This is a genomic window from Streptomyces sp. NPDC029122 (assembly GCF_055569445.1).
The window spans coordinates 1-15,469 of the sequence record NZ_JBVHWK010000020.1 but is presented as its reverse complement, the minus strand read 5'-3'; the positions used below and the strand labels follow the sequence as shown (position 1 = coordinate 15,469).

13 protein-coding genes and 1 pseudogene are annotated in these 15,469 nt (G+C 73.3%); 8 read left to right on the top strand and 6 right to left on the bottom strand.

Going from position 1 to position 15,469, the window contains the following annotated elements:
- Window positions 1–317 precede the first annotated feature (317 nt).
- The 3 genes and pseudogenes from ACZ4WZ_RS22425 to ACZ4WZ_RS22415 all read left to right on the top strand — a co-directional run bounded on the left by ACZ4WZ_RS22425 (window position 318) and on the right by ACZ4WZ_RS22415 (window position 4,402).
- Entirely contained in the window at window positions 318–1,115 is a 798-nt protein-coding gene (locus tag ACZ4WZ_RS22425; RefSeq protein ID WP_467892826.1) for a DUF8017 domain-containing protein, read from the top strand.
- 201 nt (window positions 1,116–1,316) lie between these two features.
- Complete coding sequence (locus ACZ4WZ_RS22420; RefSeq protein ID WP_467892962.1) at window positions 1,317–3,974, top strand: AAA family ATPase; 2,658 nt, start codon at window positions 1,317–1,319, stop codon at window positions 3,972–3,974.
- Window positions 3,975–4,032: 58 nt separating this feature from the next.
- Window positions 4,033–4,402: pseudogene (locus ACZ4WZ_RS22415) on the top strand (6-pyruvoyl trahydropterin synthase family protein).
- A 31-nt stretch (window positions 4,403–4,433) separates the two neighbouring features.
- Here ACZ4WZ_RS22415 and ACZ4WZ_RS22410 read toward each other — a convergent pair.
- Together ACZ4WZ_RS22410 and ACZ4WZ_RS22405 are read right to left on the bottom strand one after the other, a co-directional pair.
- The gene (locus ACZ4WZ_RS22410) at window positions 4,434–5,180 is read right to left on the bottom strand and encodes a VOC family protein (protein ID WP_467892825.1); all 747 of its coding nucleotides are present in this window, start codon (window positions 5,178–5,180) and stop codon (window positions 4,434–4,436) included.
- A gap of 210 nt (window positions 5,181–5,390) precedes the next feature.
- A complete protein-coding gene (locus ACZ4WZ_RS22405) occupies window positions 5,391–5,813 on the bottom strand; it encodes a nuclear transport factor 2 family protein (RefSeq protein ID WP_467892824.1) in 423 nt (140 codons plus the stop codon).
- Between the two features lie 98 nt (window positions 5,814–5,911).
- On the opposite strand from ACZ4WZ_RS22405, the gene ACZ4WZ_RS22400 reads away from it, so the two are divergent.
- Both ACZ4WZ_RS22400 and ACZ4WZ_RS22395 read left to right on the top strand, forming a co-directional pair.
- Window positions 5,912–6,484, top strand: a complete 573-nt coding sequence (locus ACZ4WZ_RS22400) for a PadR family transcriptional regulator (protein WP_467892823.1) — start codon at window positions 5,912–5,914, stop codon at window positions 6,482–6,484.
- Window positions 6,471–7,247: an SGNH/GDSL hydrolase family protein gene (locus ACZ4WZ_RS22395; RefSeq protein ID WP_467892822.1), complete on the top strand. Its 777-nt coding sequence runs from the start codon at window positions 6,471–6,473 to the stop codon at window positions 7,245–7,247. The genes ACZ4WZ_RS22400 and ACZ4WZ_RS22395 overlap by 14 nt, the downstream gene beginning before the upstream one ends.
- Here the strand turns inward: ACZ4WZ_RS22395 and ACZ4WZ_RS22390 are convergent.
- Window positions 7,244–8,035, bottom strand: coding sequence for a VOC family protein (locus ACZ4WZ_RS22390; RefSeq protein ID WP_467892820.1), 792 nt, complete (start codon window positions 8,033–8,035; stop codon window positions 7,244–7,246). The two genes, ACZ4WZ_RS22395 and ACZ4WZ_RS22390, sit on opposite strands and share 4 nt — an antisense overlap.
- Window positions 8,036–8,211: 176 nt before the next feature.
- Here ACZ4WZ_RS22390 and ACZ4WZ_RS22385 point away from each other — a divergent pair, with 176 nt between their 5' ends.
- Entirely contained in the window at window positions 8,212–9,045 is an 834-nt protein-coding gene (locus ACZ4WZ_RS22385; RefSeq protein ID WP_467892818.1) for a sulfurtransferase, read from the top strand.
- 46 nt (window positions 9,046–9,091) lie between these two features.
- Here ACZ4WZ_RS22385 and sepH read toward each other — a convergent pair whose 3' ends face one another.
- From sepH to ACZ4WZ_RS22370, 3 genes are all read right to left on the bottom strand, one after another.
- Window positions 9,092–10,123 carry a septation protein SepH gene (gene sepH, locus ACZ4WZ_RS22380; RefSeq protein WP_467892817.1) on the bottom strand — a complete coding sequence of 344 codons (1,032 nt, stop codon included), beginning with the start codon at window positions 10,121–10,123 and terminating at the stop codon, window positions 9,092–9,094.
- A gap of 519 nt (window positions 10,124–10,642) precedes the next feature.
- A complete protein-coding gene (locus ACZ4WZ_RS22375) occupies window positions 10,643–11,974 on the bottom strand; it encodes a D-arabinono-1,4-lactone oxidase (protein WP_467892815.1) in 1,332 nt (443 codons plus the stop codon).
- Window positions 11,922–13,181, bottom strand: a complete 1,260-nt coding sequence (locus ACZ4WZ_RS22370) for an MFS transporter (protein ID WP_467892814.1) — start codon at window positions 13,179–13,181, stop codon at window positions 11,922–11,924. The genes ACZ4WZ_RS22375 and ACZ4WZ_RS22370 overlap by 53 nt, the downstream gene beginning before the upstream one ends.
- A gap of 168 nt (window positions 13,182–13,349) precedes the next feature.
- Here ACZ4WZ_RS22370 and ACZ4WZ_RS22365 point away from each other — a divergent pair, with 168 nt between their 5' ends.
- Window positions 13,350–14,516 carry a ferrochelatase gene (locus ACZ4WZ_RS22365; protein ID WP_467892812.1) on the top strand — a complete coding sequence of 389 codons (1,167 nt, stop codon included), beginning with the start codon at window positions 13,350–13,352 and terminating at the stop codon, window positions 14,514–14,516.
- A 9-nt stretch (window positions 14,517–14,525) separates the two neighbouring features.
- Window positions 14,526–15,329: an inositol monophosphatase family protein gene (locus tag ACZ4WZ_RS22360; RefSeq protein WP_467892810.1), complete on the top strand. Its 804-nt coding sequence runs from the start codon at window positions 14,526–14,528 to the stop codon at window positions 15,327–15,329.
- The last annotated feature ends 140 nt before the right edge of the window (window positions 15,330–15,469 follow it).

Below are 15,469 nucleotides of genomic sequence, written 5' to 3'. Positions count from 1 at the left end.
GGCGGGAAGGGTGGCCGGATCCGCACGCTCCCCGCCCCGGAGCGTGACGAGCGGCGGCCACCGCCCTATCGTTGCGCGCCATGTGGCCAGGACAGCAGACGCCCGATGGCGACCAGAGCAGGCAGAACCCCGGGCAAAACCCATACCGGCAGCCGGATCCCGGACAGCAGGGCTCCCAGACCGGCCCCTACGGACCAAGCGTATTCGGCCAACCTTGGCAGGGCGCCACGCCCGGTGCGCACCAGCAGTACCCTTCCGGCGCGCCGACTCCGCCTCCCGGACCGGCGCCGCGTTCCGCGCCCCGGCGGAAGGCCGTCGTGGCGATATCGGTGACGACGGCCGTGGGGGTGGCCGCCGCGGCAACCGCCGTGGTCCTGTTCCGGGACGGCGGCACGGCGGACGGCGCCGGGGGGCCCGCTTCCCCCGCACCCGCCTCCGGTTCCCCGTCCGGCTCCGCCTCCCCGGGTGCCCCGGGCTCGGTGAAGCCGACGGTCAAGGGCTGGAAGGTCGTGGTGAATCCGGCGCACGGCACCGCCTTCGACGTACCGCCGGACTGGGAGGTCCTGGAGCCGCAGATCTTCAGCGGCTTCTCGGACGACAAGAACCCCGACAAGCCGGCGATCGGGCACACCGCGCCCGCCTTCTTCAAGAAGAAGTGGTGCAGTCTGGACGCCAACGGCGACGGCTACGTCAACGACATCGCGCTCGCGTCCACCGGCACCAAGGGCGCCGACGGCGCCAAGACCACCGACGAGGTCGCCGAGAAGACGGCGACGGCCTGGGCGTACTCCGCGTTCGCATCCCCGGACAAGCAGGTCGTCAAGTGGGACAAGCCGGTGGCCTACACCACCAAGGCCGGGGTCAAGGGGAGTTACGTGAAGGCACGCACCGAGGGCGCCAAGAAGGACCACAAGTGCGCGGGGGACGGCTGGGCGATCGCCTTCGGCTTCAAGAACTCCAAGGGTGACTTCGTCGCCTGGGACTTCTACGGCCGGTCGGGCGTCCAGGGAGCCGTCCGCGACGACTTGGTCATGCGCATCCTCAGCACGGTCCGCCTCTCCGGCGACCCGGTCCCAGACCCCCTCCGCAAGGAGACCGCTCCTTCGTCTCCGTGAGCCTGGAGCCGCCCAGTTCCTCGCGCCGGAGCAGACCGACCAGCCGGCACGCGCCTTTGAGGGCATCTCGCCGAGTCACGGGCGAACCGGACGCGGATGTCCTACCGTTGGCGGCGCGTGCCGATGTGGGCCGTGAAGCTCCGAAAGCCGTGGGACGGGGGACGTGTAGTGCCGATCGGATTCGTCGATCGCGTGGAGCACATGGAGGAACTGCGCTCGGTCCTGGCCGGGCTCACGGAGGGGCGGGGCGGTCAGGCGGTCGTCTTCGACGGCGTGTCAGGAATGGGCAAGTCCGCGCTGCTGAGGGCCTTCGAGGCCGAGGCCGTCGTGTCGCCGGGTCCGGTGAGGTGCCGGATCGTGTCCGCCAGGTGCCAGCCCGGAATCGGGCCGGACCTGATGTACGGGCCGGTGCTCGATCTCCTCCTCAGGCTCGGTGAGGACCAGGAGCCCCGGCGGCGCGGTGTCTTCAGGAGGATGCTCGGCGCCACCGGGCAGGGGATGGTCCGGTCGGCTCCGGAGGTGCTGTCCGCGATCGTTCCCGGGCTCGGAGCGGTGTTCACGCTGGGCCGGGAGATCACCGAGGCCTCGCTCGAATCCGGGTCGATGCCCTTCGACAGCCTCTTGCCCTTCCGGCACGCGGCGGCGCTCAGGATCGTCGACGGTCTGCTGGAGGTGGTCAGGCAGGGCCCGCCCACCGCGCTCGTGATCGATGACGTCCAGCACATCGACGAGAGCAGCCAGTTCGTCCTCGACCAGCTCCTGCGCAGACTGCCCCGGGAGCGGCTCGCCATCGTGCTCGGCCACACCAGCGACGGAGCGTACGCGGACGGCCGGGAGTCCAAGGTCGAGGCGCTGCTGCACCGCTGGGCCACCGAAGGGCTGCTGCGGCGCAGGACGATGAGGGGACTGCCGCAGGACGCGATCGCCGAACTCGTCGCACAGCGGCATCCGGCGGCTCCGCCCGCCCTCTCGCACCGGCTGGCGGAACTGACGGGCGGCCATGCCATCTTCGTGACGCTCTGCCTGGACGAGTGGAGCCCCGACCACGGGGCGGATGTGGCCCTGCCGCCCTCCCTGTCGCGGGTGGTGGAGGAGCGGCTGCGCATGCTGACCGAGCAGGACCGTGTCCTGCTCGCCACGGGCGCCGCCCAAGGGGAGGTGTTCCTGTCCGGCACGGTCGCGGCGGTCACGGGTGTGGCGCACGACGTGGTGATGGAGCGGCTCCGGCTGATCGCGCGCGACCACCGGCTGATCGTCCCCGAGGCGCCTCCCGCGTGGGCGCGCTGGGAAGCGGCGGACTGCTACCGCTTCGAGCACCGCGCGCTGTGGACGGTCGTCTACGGGCAGCAGAGCGCCGAGCAGACGCGCTCGCGGCACGCACGGATCGCCGTGGCGCTCGGCCAGGCGGGACCGGAGACCACGTCGATGGAGCGGCGGCTGGAGATCGCGCGTCATCTGAGGCAGGGCGGCCCCGCCTGTCTCGCGGCGTCGGCCGACGCCCATTTGGCACTCGCGCGCGACGCGGCCACGGAAGGGCTCTCCTTCGCCGAGGCCGAGCGGCACTGTGAAGAGGTGATCAGGGCCACCCGGGAGCTCCCCGCGGGCGCGGAGGGCCGGGACCGGCGCTTCGTACAGGCGGTCGAGCTGCTGCTCTCGCTGACCGAGGTGCGCTGGCGCGGGCAGAGCCGGCCCGCGGGCGGACCGGACATCGACGGTCTGGCGGCTGAGGCGGAGGACGCGGCGGCCCGGTGCGGGGAGCCGGAACTGGCCGTCCGCGCGACGCTGCTGCGCGGCAAGACCCTGCTCGCCACGCAGGGACTCGGCCCCTCACTGGTGAAGCTGGCCGCGGCCGTGGAGCTGGCCGAGGAGCACGGGGACCCCGTCGCCCTCTTCGTCGCCCGTGTCGAATACGGCCGCCAGGTCTCCAAGCGCAGGCTGGCCGACGGCCTGGAACAGCTCCGGGAAGCAGAACGCATGTACGCCTCGGACCCGCGCCTGGGTGGCAGCGGTGAGCCGGTCCTGCAGCACGCCCGCAACCTGGGGGAGATGCAGCTCGGGATCACCCTCTTCGACAGCGGGCACCTGACCGAGGCGCTGACGAGGCTCACCCGGTGCGTCGCGCGGTTGCGCGACGAGCCGTTGCGGGCGGAGCTGCCCATGGCGCTCAACTACCTCGCCCAGGTGCACGTGGGCCTCGGCGACTACGGGAAGGCGGAGGAGGCCCTGCGAGAAGCCCTCGAGTTCGAGGCGGACCGTGGCGGGGACAGCGCCTGGCACGCGTACAACGCGGCGCTCCTCGCCCGTATCGTCTCGCAGCGATCCGAGGACCCGGACGAGAGCCGCCGGCTGATCACCGAGGCCTGGGCGGAGACCGAGCGGACGTGGCTGGCCAATCTGGTCCCCATCGTGCGGAACCTCTACGCGGAAGTGCTGCTCGACCATGCGGGCGAGTACGGGGAGGAGCTCGACGGCGCGGAACGGCTGGCGGTCGCCACGTGCGTCGAGACGCGGCGCAGCGGCATGGTGCGCAGCGAGATCGCCGCGCACTCGCTGCGCAGCCGGATCCTGGTGCGCAAGGGCGACGTGGCGGGAGCCGAGGAGCACGCGCGGGAGGCCCTGCGCATCCTGGACGAGGTCGGGGACATGCCCGCCCTGCGTACGGAGGAGGTCCTCTACCACTCGGCGCTCGTCCTCTCGGCACGCGGATCCGAGGACGAGGCGCGGACACTGCTCGGCCGTGCACGGGACGAGGTCCTGCGCAAGGCGGACCTGATCACCGATCAGGCGATGCGGGAACGCTTCCTGGCAGGCGTATCGCTCAACCGCGCCATTCTCGGAGACGGCGGGGCCGGCCGGTGATGCGCGGAGCACTCATGCCGGTGGGCTTTCCGCCGCTCGCGGCCGAACTGGGGTGGCCATGCTGACGATCACCAAGGAGTTCCACTTCTCGGCCAGTCACGTTCTCGACCGGCTGCCGAGCTGGCACCCCTGCGCCCGGATGCACGGGCACAACTACGTCGTGGTGCTCGAGCTCCGCGCCCGCCGGGAGGACCTCACCGAGGCGGGGTTCGTGCGGGACTACCGGGACCTCGACGCGTTCAAGAGATGGATGGACGACACCCTCGACCACCGTCACCTGAACGAGGCGATGGGGGGGGGGTGCCTCACCCTCGGCGGAGAACCTCGCCGTGTGGATCTTCGATCTCTGGACGGAACGGATCCCCGAGCTCACGGCGGTGAAGGTCTCCGAAACCCCCAAGACCTGGGCCGAGTACCGGCCCCGCTGACGCCAGGCGCGCGCCGGGCCGCCTTCCACCGTCAGAAGCGGCCGGGCGAGGCCGGGCCGACGATGCTGAACACGGCGCCGTCGCGGTCCCTCAGGGTGCGTTCGTCGGGGAAGGCGGCGGAGTCCCCGGCGGGTACGGTGCTGCCGCCCAGCGCGGTGGCCGCCTCCACGGCGGCGTCGAGGTCCGGGACCCGGAAGTGGACGCGCCAGCGCGGCCTCAGGTGCGGGTCGGGGGTCTCCGCGAGCGTTCCGCCGTGCAGGCGGGCCACGGTCCTGCCCGCGCGGCGGAGCAGGATGCGGTCGTCCTCCTCGACGTAGGCGACCTCGCAGCAGTTCCCGTGGTCGCAGGCCCACTCCAGGACCTCGCCGTAGAAGATGGCGGCGTCGAAGGCGTTCCTGGTGTGCAGCTCCAGCCAGGCCGGCGCCGCGTCGCCGCCCATACCCCAGTCGGGGATGGCCTCGCCCTGCCAGATGCCGAAGACCGCCCCGTCGCGGTCGGAGGCGAGCGCCGCCCGGCCGGTGCCGAAGGACAGGGGGCCGACGGCCACCGTTCCGCTGCGCTCCCGGATGCGTGCCGCCGTGACGTCCGCGTCGTCCACCGCGAAATACGGGGTCCACGCGACGGGGATGCTGAGGGTGGGGGGCAGCGCGCCGAGACCGGCCACCGGGATCCCGGTGGCGAAGCCGACGGTGAAGGCCTCGCCGAGGTGGGCGGGCCCGAATTCCCATCCGAGGACCGCGCTGTAGAACTCTTTCGCCGCACCGAGGTCGCGGGCCATGAGACTGACCCAGCAGGGTGCGCCGAACGTTTCGTGACTCGATGTCGACACGTTGAACCCCATCCGCCGGTGCGCCCCCGGAAGCCCTTCCACAGTACTCGCGGGCGGCTTCTCGGGGCGTCGCGTAGCCGTGCGGGCGCGCTCCGTCAGGTCGCGGAACGCCCGCCACATCCTCGTACCGGGCCGCGGCGGACCCACGGCGACACGCCGTCAGGCCTCCGGGACGAGACCGTCGGCCACCAGGCCGGCCAGGACCGCCCGGCCCAGGGTGTCGACAGCGGAGCGGGGGCGGACCATCACCGTGAACTCCTTCACCCGGCCCGCGTCGTCGAACTGGAGAAGGTCGATGCCGTGGATCTGCTTGCCCGCCACCAGCGCCCGGAAGGGCAGGATCACCGACCGGGCCTCCTCGCCGTCCGTGCAGGTCTCGGCCGCGCCCTCCAGCCGCCCCAGGTAGCGCAGGTCGTCGAAGGTGCGCAGCAGGACGCCGAAGAGGCCCAGCACGGCGGCCTTGCCCTCGAACGGCTTGAACTTCACCGGGCTGTAGAGCCGGATGTCCTCCGCGAACAGGTCGTCCAGCGCGGCGAGGTCGCGCTTCTCCACGGCGGCGCGGAAGCGTTCGGCGGTCTCCATGGCCCCTCCTCCAGTCGGTGACTACTCAACGAGGCGACTAGTCATATTGTTGACTATGCTGCCGGGAGGGGCACCGAAAGGGAAGAGGGATACCGGCCATGGCCTTGCGGCACGCGGTACTGGCGGCACTGCTCGACGGCGAGTACAGCGGCTACCAGCTGGCGAAGGCGTTCGACATCAGCGTCGCGAACTTCTGGCACGCCCTGCCCCAGCAGCTCTACGCCGAACTGGCGAGGCTGGAGGCGGACGGGCTGGTCGCGGGCCGGGAGGTGGTGCAGGAGTCCCGGCCCAACAAGCGGCTGTTCCGCGTCACCGACGCCGGGCGGGCCGAACTGGAGCGGTTCGCCGGGGCCCCCTCGAAGCCCTCCTCGATCCGCGACGACCTCCTCGTGAAGGTCCAGAGCGCCGACCGCATCGGCACCGCCCCGGTCATCGAGCAGCTGGAGCAGCGGGCCACCGCCGCCGAGGCCAAGATCGAACTGTTGCGCACGCTGCTGCGGACCATGCGCGGCGGGATGGACGAGGACGCGTACCTGCTCCGGGGAGAGCGGATCGGCGGGTACCTGACCTGCCTGCGCGGGGTGGCCTTCGAGGAGGGCCACCGGGACTGGTGCCTGCGCACGGCGGACGTGCTCAGGCGGAGGGAGGGGACCAACCGTGCGGAGGACTGAGTACCTGCGTTACGTCGCCCTGGGCGACAGCCAGACCGAGGGGCTCGGGGACGGCGACGACACGACGGGCCTGCGGGGCTTCGCCGACCGGCTCGCCGGGCACCTCGCGGCCGCCGCTCCCGGGCTGCTGTACGCGAACCTCGCGGTCCGGGGCCGGCTCGCCGGGCAGGTCCGCGCGGAACAGCTCGCGCCCGCCCTCGAGCTGCGGCCGGACGTCGCGACCGTCGTCGCCGGGGTCAACGACCTGCTCCGGCCGCGCTTCGACGCCGCAGAGGTGGCCGGGGAGCTGGAGGAGGTGTTCGCGGTGCTCACGGCAGCCGGTGCCCGGGTGGCCACCGTGACGTTCCCGGACGTGGCGCGCATCGCACCCCTGGCCCGGCCGCTGGGCCCCAGGGTGACCGAGCTCAACACCCGCGTCCGCGCCGCCGCCGGCCAGCACGGGGTCGTGGTCGCCGAGACCGGCCGGGCGGCCGTCGCCACCGATCCGCGCCTGTGGACCGCCGACCGGCTCCACGCCAGCCCCCTGGGCCACGCCCGTATCGCCGCCGCCCTCGCCGAGGCCCTGGAGCTGCCCGGCAGCGGCGGCGCCTGGAAGGAACCGCTGCCGCCCCGGCCGCCCCGCTCCGGCGCCCGGGCCGTCGCCGCCGAGGCGGCCTGGGTGGCCGGGTTCCTCGGCCCCTGGCTGGGCCGCCGGCTGCGCGGCACCTCCTCCGGCGACGGCCGCGGCGCGAAGCGCCCGCGACTGCTGCCCGTCCGGGCCTAGGGAGCAGCCGTCCGCACCAGGGCGAAGACCGCCCCCTCCGGGTCCGCCACCATGGCCAGCCTGCCCGTGATCCGGTCCCGGGGCGGTGCGACGACCCGGCCGCCCAGCTGGGTCACCCGGGCGGCGGCCGCGTCGGGGTCGGCCACCTCGAAGTACGTCATCCAGTGCGGCCCCCGGTCGTGCGGCAGCGCGCGGCCGACCCCGTGGACGGCGGCGACCGGACGGCCGCCCAGGCGCAGCGTCAGATAGTCGAAGTCGGCCGCGAGGTCCGGGTGCCGTTCGGCGTCGTGGCCGAAGACGTGCTCGTAGAACTTGCCGACCGTCGAGGTGTCCTGGGTGACCAGCTCGTTCCACACCGGGGTGCCGGGCGTCCCCGCCCGCCGGGTCCCGGGGAGCCCTTCGGTCTGCCAGATCCCGAAGATCGCGCCCAGCGGGTCGGAACAGATCGCCATCCGTCCCGCGGCCCCGGCGTCGAGCGGGCCCACCGCCACCGTGCCCCCGCAGGACCGGATGGACTCGGCGGTGCAGTCGGCGTCGTCCGTGGCGAAGTACGTCGTCCACGCCACCGGAAGATGGCGGTCCGGCGGCATCTCGCCGATCCCGGCGACCTCCTCGCCGTCGAGGAAGGCCCGGACGCACGGGCCGAACTGGGTGGTGGGACCGGGCTCGTACTCCCAGCCGAACAGGTCGGCGTAGAAGTCCTCCGTGCTCCCGAGGCCGTGCACCATCAGACTCACCCAGCACGGTGTGCCGGACGTGCGCCGTGAAGCTCCCGATGCCTCCGTCATGTCAGCCGTCTCCTGCCGTCGTGTCCCTGGTCCCCGCAGATGCTTCCACTCCGCGGCATCCGGCGCGCCCCGACCGGCCGCACGACCGGGGCCGGGAACAGAGATGACCGAATCACTGCGGCCCGTCGACGTCCGGCTTCTGACACGGGTTCGAGGGCCGGGAGGAAGATGGGCGCATGACTGCGATTCTCTCCGCCTCCGAACTGAAGAGCGAGCTGGCCGCTCCCCGGCCGCCGGTGCTCCTGGACGTCCGCTGGCAGCTGGGCGGCCCCGACCAGCGTCCCGCCTACGAAGCCGGGCACATCCCCGGTGCCGTCTACGTCGACCTCGACCGCGAACTGGCAGGTCCGCCGGGGGCGGGCGGCCGCCACCCGCTCCCGGACCCGGAGGACTTCGGCGTCGCGATGCGCCGGGCCGGCGTACGCGCCGACGGGCCGGTGGTCGTGTACGACGGCGGTCTGGGCTGGGCGGCCGCCCGTGCCTGGTGGCTGCTGCGCTGGACGGGACACCCGAACGTGCGCGTGCTTGACGGCGGGCTGGCCGCGTGGACGGCGGTCGGCGGTGCCCTGACCGCCGAGGCGGTGACACCGACCGAGGGTGATTTCAAGCCAACCCCGGGAGCGTTCGGACTGCTGGAGGCCGACGACGCGGCCACGCTGGCCCGAACGGGCCTGCTGCTGGACGCCCGCGCGGGGGAGCGCTACCGCGGAGAGGTCGAGCCGATCGACCGGGTCGGCGGGCACATTCCGGGCGCGGTGTCGGCCCCGACCACCGAGAACGTCGGCCCGGACGGCCGGTTCCTGCCGGCCGGGGAGCTCCGCGCCCGGTTCGCGGCACTGGGCGTGGCGGGGGACACGGCGGTCGGCGTGTACTGCGGTTCGGGGGTTTCCGGGGCGCACGAGGTCCTCGCGCTGGAGGTGGCCGGCATCGCGGCGAGCCTGTACGCGGGCAGCTGGTCGCAGTGGTCCTCGGACCCGGCGCGGCCCGTGGCCACCGGCCCCAACCCCTGACGGTTCCGCGGCCGGCGGCGCCCCCTCGGGGGTGCCGCCGGCCGGGCTACTCCTGCTTCTTGCGCCGGGTCCCGAAGACGATCTCGTCCCAGCTGGGCACGGCCGCCCGGCGCCCCGGCCGGACCCCGTCGGCCTCGGCCTGCCGGTCGGTGGTGCCGGTCAGCCGCTCGCGGTGGCCCGCCACCGTGCGCGGCATCAGCACGTCCGCGTACGCCGCACCGGCGCCGGCGGACGCCGCCGCGGCGGGCGGCTCCTCGGACTCCGGTTCCTCGGCGGGTGTCTCCGTACGGTCCGGGACCACCAGGTCGCCCCGGAAGCTCGGGACCGCCTCCAGCAGGCTGGTCAGGGTGTCCCGTTCCTCCTCGGGCTCCGGCGCGGGAGGCGGGGAGGGCCGGTTCTCGGGCCGCTCCAGCTGCCGGTCGAGCGCGCGGTCCAGCGGCCGGTCGCGGGGCAGCCGGGCGATCCTCGGCACGAAGGGGAAGCTCGGCTCCGGGGTGGAGGGCAGGTCGTCGGCCTCGCCGATCAGGGAGCGGGCCTCGTCGTCCACCGCCACGACGAGCCGGCGCGGCGGGTCGTACGACCAGCTCGCCGAGTGCGGTTCGCCCGCCACCCGGTAGACCAGCAGGACCTCCCACGTGCCGTCGTCGCGGCGCCAGGAGTCCCACAGCACGGAGTCCTTGTCGGCGCCGCGCAGCGTGAGGCGCTCCTGCACGGCCTCGCCGAGCTGCGGGCCGGTGTTCTCGCCGGGGCGGCGTACGGGGGTCTTGCGGGCCCGCTCGGCCATGAAGGCGCGCTCGGCCAGCACCGGACCCTCGAAGCGGCGTACCCGGTCGACCGGGATGCCCGCGAGCTGCGCGACCTCCTCCGCGGAGGCACCGGCCCGTATGCGGGCCTGGATGTCGCGGGGGCGGAGGTGGCTCTCCACCTCGATCTCGATCTGGTTCAGGCGCGCGCGGTCATTGCGCACGGCAGCCCGCAGCCGCTCGTCGATCGGAAGCGTGTACTCCGTGCTGTCCGCAGCCTTGAGCACCAGTCGTGTTCCGTCATTCGAGACGGCCACGACACGCAGTTCGGGCATGGGGACCTCCCGGGTGGTGCCTGCCGACGTCACGTGCGTCGCTGCTTCCGCTAGTCGAGTGTGGCCTGCCCGGGTGCAGCCTGCCACAACCTTGCCGAGTTAAACCGGCGTGTCGGGCATGCGCCCTTGATCGACGTTATGGCACGGTTACCTGTTGGGCACGCACAGTGACCGAGTGGTTACTGTGCGCAGCAGGAGCCCGTGCAATACCGCGGCATCACCGGTCTTGAGCGCCGCTTCTGCATCAGCCGGCCCCCTCTCCCGGGTCCGGACATCCGCGAGGAAGGACGGCCCCAGGGCTCGCCACAGTACTCCATTCGGGCCACCCGGGTGGACCGCCGCGCCGCCGAACTTGTCCCGGGCGGTGGGAGTCGGCCTGCCCGGAATCGGGTCCGGAGCCGGGTCCACCTGCGGACGCGGCCGTTTCCGGGTGTCCTGCTCCACAGAATCCGCATGAACGGAACTGCCTGTTCGCTCAGGGCGCCGAGGAGCGGTCCCCCGGCGCCCCCTGAGCGGGGGTCAGTCCCCGAGGATCCGCCTCAGGTAGTCGTTGCCGAACAGCCGGTCCGGGTCCAGCCGGTCCCGCAGCGCGGTGAACTCGGCGAAGCGCGGATAGGCCGCGGCGAGGTACTCCACGTCCCGGGTGTGCACCTTGCCCCAGTGCGGCCGTCCCCCGTGGGCGGTGAAGATCCGCTCGGCCGCGGTGAAGTAGGCCTGGTACGGGGTGCCCCGGTACATGTGCACCGCGATGTACGCCGTGTCCCGCCCGGACGCGGTGGACAGGGTGATGTCGTCCGCCGGGGCCGTGCGCACCTCCACCGGGAAGCTGATCCGCAGCGGGGAGCGGTCGACCATCGCCTTGAGCTCCCGCAGCGCCTCCACCGCCCGCTCGCGCGGAAGGGCGTACTCCATCTCCACGAACCGCACCCGGCGCGGGCTGGTGAACACCTTGTACGGGATGTCCGTGTAGGTCCGCGCCGACAGGGCGCGGCTGGCGACGCGGGCGATCGAGGGGATCGTCGCCGGAACGGCGCGGCCCAGGGAGTTGACGGCCTGGAAGAGGCCGTTGGAGAGCAGCTCGTCCTCGATCCAGGCGCTGACCGCACCGGGCGGCGCGGCGGGGCCCTGGCTGCGGTTGTTGCGCTTGGTGTTGCAGTTGCCGGTGTGCGGGAACCAGTAGAACTCGAAGTGCTCGTTCTCCGCGACGTGCTGGTCGAACTCGGAGGCCACCTGCTCGAAGCGCATCGGCTCCTCACGGGCGGTCAGGAGGAAGAGCGGCTCCACCGCGAAGGTGATCGAGGTGACGATGCCCAGGGCGCCGATGCCGATCCGGGCCGCGGCGAAGACCTCGGGGTTCTCCTTCTCGGAGCAGGTCATCAGCCGGCCGTCCGCCGTCACCAGTTCCAGTGCGCGGATCTGGGCGGCGATGGAGGCCGAGTCGCGGCCGGTGCCGTGGGTGCCGGTGCTGGTGGCGCCGGAGACGGTCTGCTCCATGATGTCGCCCATGTTGGTGAGCGAGAGGCCCTGCCGGGCCAGGTCCCTGTTCAGGGCCTTGAGGGCGGTGCCCGCCGCCACGGTGACGGTGCCGGCCGTCCGGTCGACCGACAGGATCCCGCTGAGCGCCTGCGGCCGTACGAGCACCCCGTCGGTCGCGGCCGCCGCGGTGAAGGAGTGGCCGGTGCCGACCGCCTTCACCCGCAGCCCCTCCCCGGCGGCCCGGCGGACCGCCTCCTGGAGCTCGCCGACCGAGGCCGGAGTCACCACGCGCGCCGGCGTGGAGCGGACGTTGCCCGCCCAGTTACGCCACGCGGCCGGTGCGTTCTTCGCTGCTGCTGTCCCCGACGTCGCCATCGCTGGCTGGCTCCTCCCCTTGCGCCGGCCTCGTCAGCCGGCGGTATCCCGCGAACGCCACCGCCGCCGCGGCCACTCCCGAGGAGATCGAGACCACGAACCCGCGCTGGGCTCCGGCCGCGTCGATCACCAGACCGGTCGCCGAGGAGCCGACCGCCACCCCGACCGCCAGGCCGGTGCTGATCCAGGTCATGCCCTCGGTGAGCTTCGCGCGTGGTACGTGCGCTTCGATCAGGGCCATCGTGGTGATCATCGTGGGAGCGATGGCGAGGCCCGAGACGAAGAGCGCCACGGCCAGAAACGGAAGGTTCCCGGCCAGTAGGAGGGGGATCATACTCACGGCCATCGCACAGATGCCCAGTACCCAACGGCGTTCGGCCTTGCCCTTGAGGTGCAGCAGGCCGAAGACGATTCCGGCGATACAGGACCCCGCCGCCCAGATCGCCAGGATGAAGCTGGCGGACGACTTGCTGCCCTGCTCGTCGGCGAAGGCCAGCGTCGACACGTCGATGGACCCGAAGATCGCGCCCGTCGCCACGAAGGTGGCCGTCAGTACCTGCAGTCCCGGGGAGCGCAGGGCCGAGGTGCGTCCGGTGTCCGGGGCGCGCGGATGCGGGGCCGGCTCCGTGGAGCGCTGCGCGGTGAGCAGCCAGACGCCGACGAGCAGACAGCCGGCCGCGATCACCGGTCCGGCCTCGGGGAACCAGGTGGTGGACAGGCCGATGGCGAGGATCGGACCGAAGATGAAGCACACCTCGTCGATCACGGACTCGAAGGAGTACGCGGTGTGCAGGTCGCGCGGGGAGTCGCGGTAGAGCTCGGTCCACCGGGCCCGGACCATCGAGCCGACGCTCGGTACGCAGCCGGCGACGGCGGCGCACACGAAGAGCGTCCAGTCGGGCAGGCCGTACGCCGCCGCGAGCACCAGTCCGGTGACGGCGGCGACGGAGACCACGGTCGCGGGGCGCAGCACCCGGCGCTGCCCGTGCTGGTCCACCAGCCGGGAGACCAGGGGGCCGACGAAAGCGGCGGCGAGGGCCAGGGTGCCGGTGAGGGCGCTGGCCATGGCGTAGCGGCCGGTCATCTCAGAGATCATCGTGAGGATGCCGACGCCCACCATCGATATCGGCAGACGGCCTATGAGGCCGGCGGCGCTGAACCCCTTGGTGCCGGGGGCCGCGAAGATCGCGCGGTAGGGACTGGGCAAGGTCGCTCCGTAAGGGACGTCATCGGCCCATACAGGTTAGGACCGCCGGCAAGGCGCCCGCATGGGGAAAAATCAGCGCTTCGGCTTAGGGTTACCTTACCTACGCCGCGTCCGGGATGCGGACCGGCCGGTTCTCCCCGGCGGAACCCGAGTGGCAGGATTCGAGGCATGTCAGACCAGCTCCGTGCACCCGCCGCGCCGGTGGCCGAAGGCCTCGCCGCCCCCTACGACGCCCTGCTGCTGCTCTCCTTCGGCGGCCCCGAGGGACCCGACGACGTCGTGCCGTTCCTGGAGAACGTCACGCGCGGCCGCGGCATCCCGCGCGAGCGGCTCAAGGAGGTCGGGCAGCACTACTTCGGCTTCGGCGGGGTCAGCCCGATCAACGCGCAGAACCGCGAACTGCTGGACGCCCTGCGCAAGGACTTCGCCGAGCACGGGCTGGACCTGCCCGTCTACTGGGGCAACCGGAACTGGGCTCCGTACCTGACCGACGTGATGCGGGAGATGGTCCGCGACGGGCGCCGCCGCATCGCCGTCCTCGCCACCAGCGCCTACGCCTCCTACTCGGGCTGCCGCCAGTACCGCGAGAACCTCGCCGACGCGCTCGCCGCCCTGGCGGAAGAGGGCCTGGAGCTGCCGCGCGTGGACAAGCTGCGGCACTACTTCAACCACCCCGGCTTCGTGGAACCCATGATCGACGGGGTGCTGGCCTCGCTCGCGGCCCTGCCCGCCGAGGTCCGGGACGGGGCGCACCTGGCCTTCACCACCCACTCCATCCCGAACGCCTCGGCCGACACCTCCGGCCCGGCCGAGGACCACACCGAGGACGGCGGGGGCGGGGCCTACGTCAAGCAGCACCTCGACGTGGCCCGCGTCATCGCGGACGCCGTCGCGGTCGAGACGGGCACCGCGCACCCCTGGCGGCTCGTCTACCAGTCCCGCAGCGGCGCCCCGCACATCCCCTGGCTGGAGCCGGACATCTGCGACCACCTGGCGGCCCTGCACGCCGAGGGCGCGCCCGCCGTGGTCATGGTCCCGATCGGCTTCGTATCCGACCACATGGAGGTCCTGTACGACCTCGACACCGAGGCCACGGCCAAGGCCGCCGAGCTGGCCCTGCCGGCCCGGCGCTCCGCGACCGTCGGCGCCGACCCCCGCTTCGCCGGAGCGGTACGGGAGCTGGTGCTGGAGCGCGCGGCCCGCGAGCGCGGGGAGCGCCCGCAGGAGTGCTGGGTGGGCACGCTGGGCCAGAGCCACGACCTGTGCGCGGTGGGCTGCTGCCCGGCCCGCGCACCCCGGCCGGCGGCCGCCGGTGCGGACAGCCCGTACGCGTAGGGGGAGAGCATGATCCCGGAAGAGCTGAGGACCGAACTGCTGGACGTGGCCCTGGAGGCCGCACGGCGGGCCGGGGAGCTGCTGCGCGACGGCCGGCCGGCCGATCTGGCGGTGGCCGCGACCAAGAGCAGCCCGATCGACGTGGTGACCGAGATGGACATCGCCGCCGAGAAGCTGATCACCGGCGTCCTCGCCGAACGGCGGCCCGCAGACGGGCTGCTGGGCGAGGAGGGCGCGGACAGCCCCGGCACGAGCGGGGTGCGCTGGATCGTCGACCCGCTGGACGGCACCGTGAACTACCTCTACGGGCTCCCGAGCTGGGGCGTGTCCATCGCGGCCGAGTACCGGGGCGAGACGGTGGTCGGCGTCGTGGCGGCGCCGATGCGCGGGGAGACGTACCACGCGGTGCTGGGCGGCGGGGCCTGGTCGGGCACCGCCCCGCTGGCCTGCCGGCCGGCCGCGCCCCTGGACCAGGCGCTGATCGGCACCGGCTTCGCGTACGTCCAGACGCGGCGGGCCCACCAGGCCGAGGTCGCCGCGCGGATCATCCCGCTGGTGCGGGACGTCCGGCGCGGCGGTTCGGCGGCGCTCGACCTGTGCGACGTCGCGGCCGGGCGCCTCGACGGGTACTGGGAGCGCGGGCTGAACCCCTGGGACCTCGCGGCGGGCGAACTGATCGCCCGTGAGGCGGGCGCGCGGACCGGCGGGCGGCCTTCGGAACCGGCCTCCGGGGAACTGGCGCTCGCGGCCTCCCCGGCGGTCTTCGCGTCGCTCCAGCCGCTGCTGGAGGAAGCCGGAGCCTGGCACGACTGACGTCACCCGGAGCCGGCCCGGCACGACCGGGCGGGCACCGGGACAGCACCGGGGGGGGGGGGGGGGGGGGGGGGGGGGGGGGGGGGGGGGGGGGGGGGGGGGGGGGGGGGGGGGGGGGGGGGGGGGGGGGGGGGGGGGGG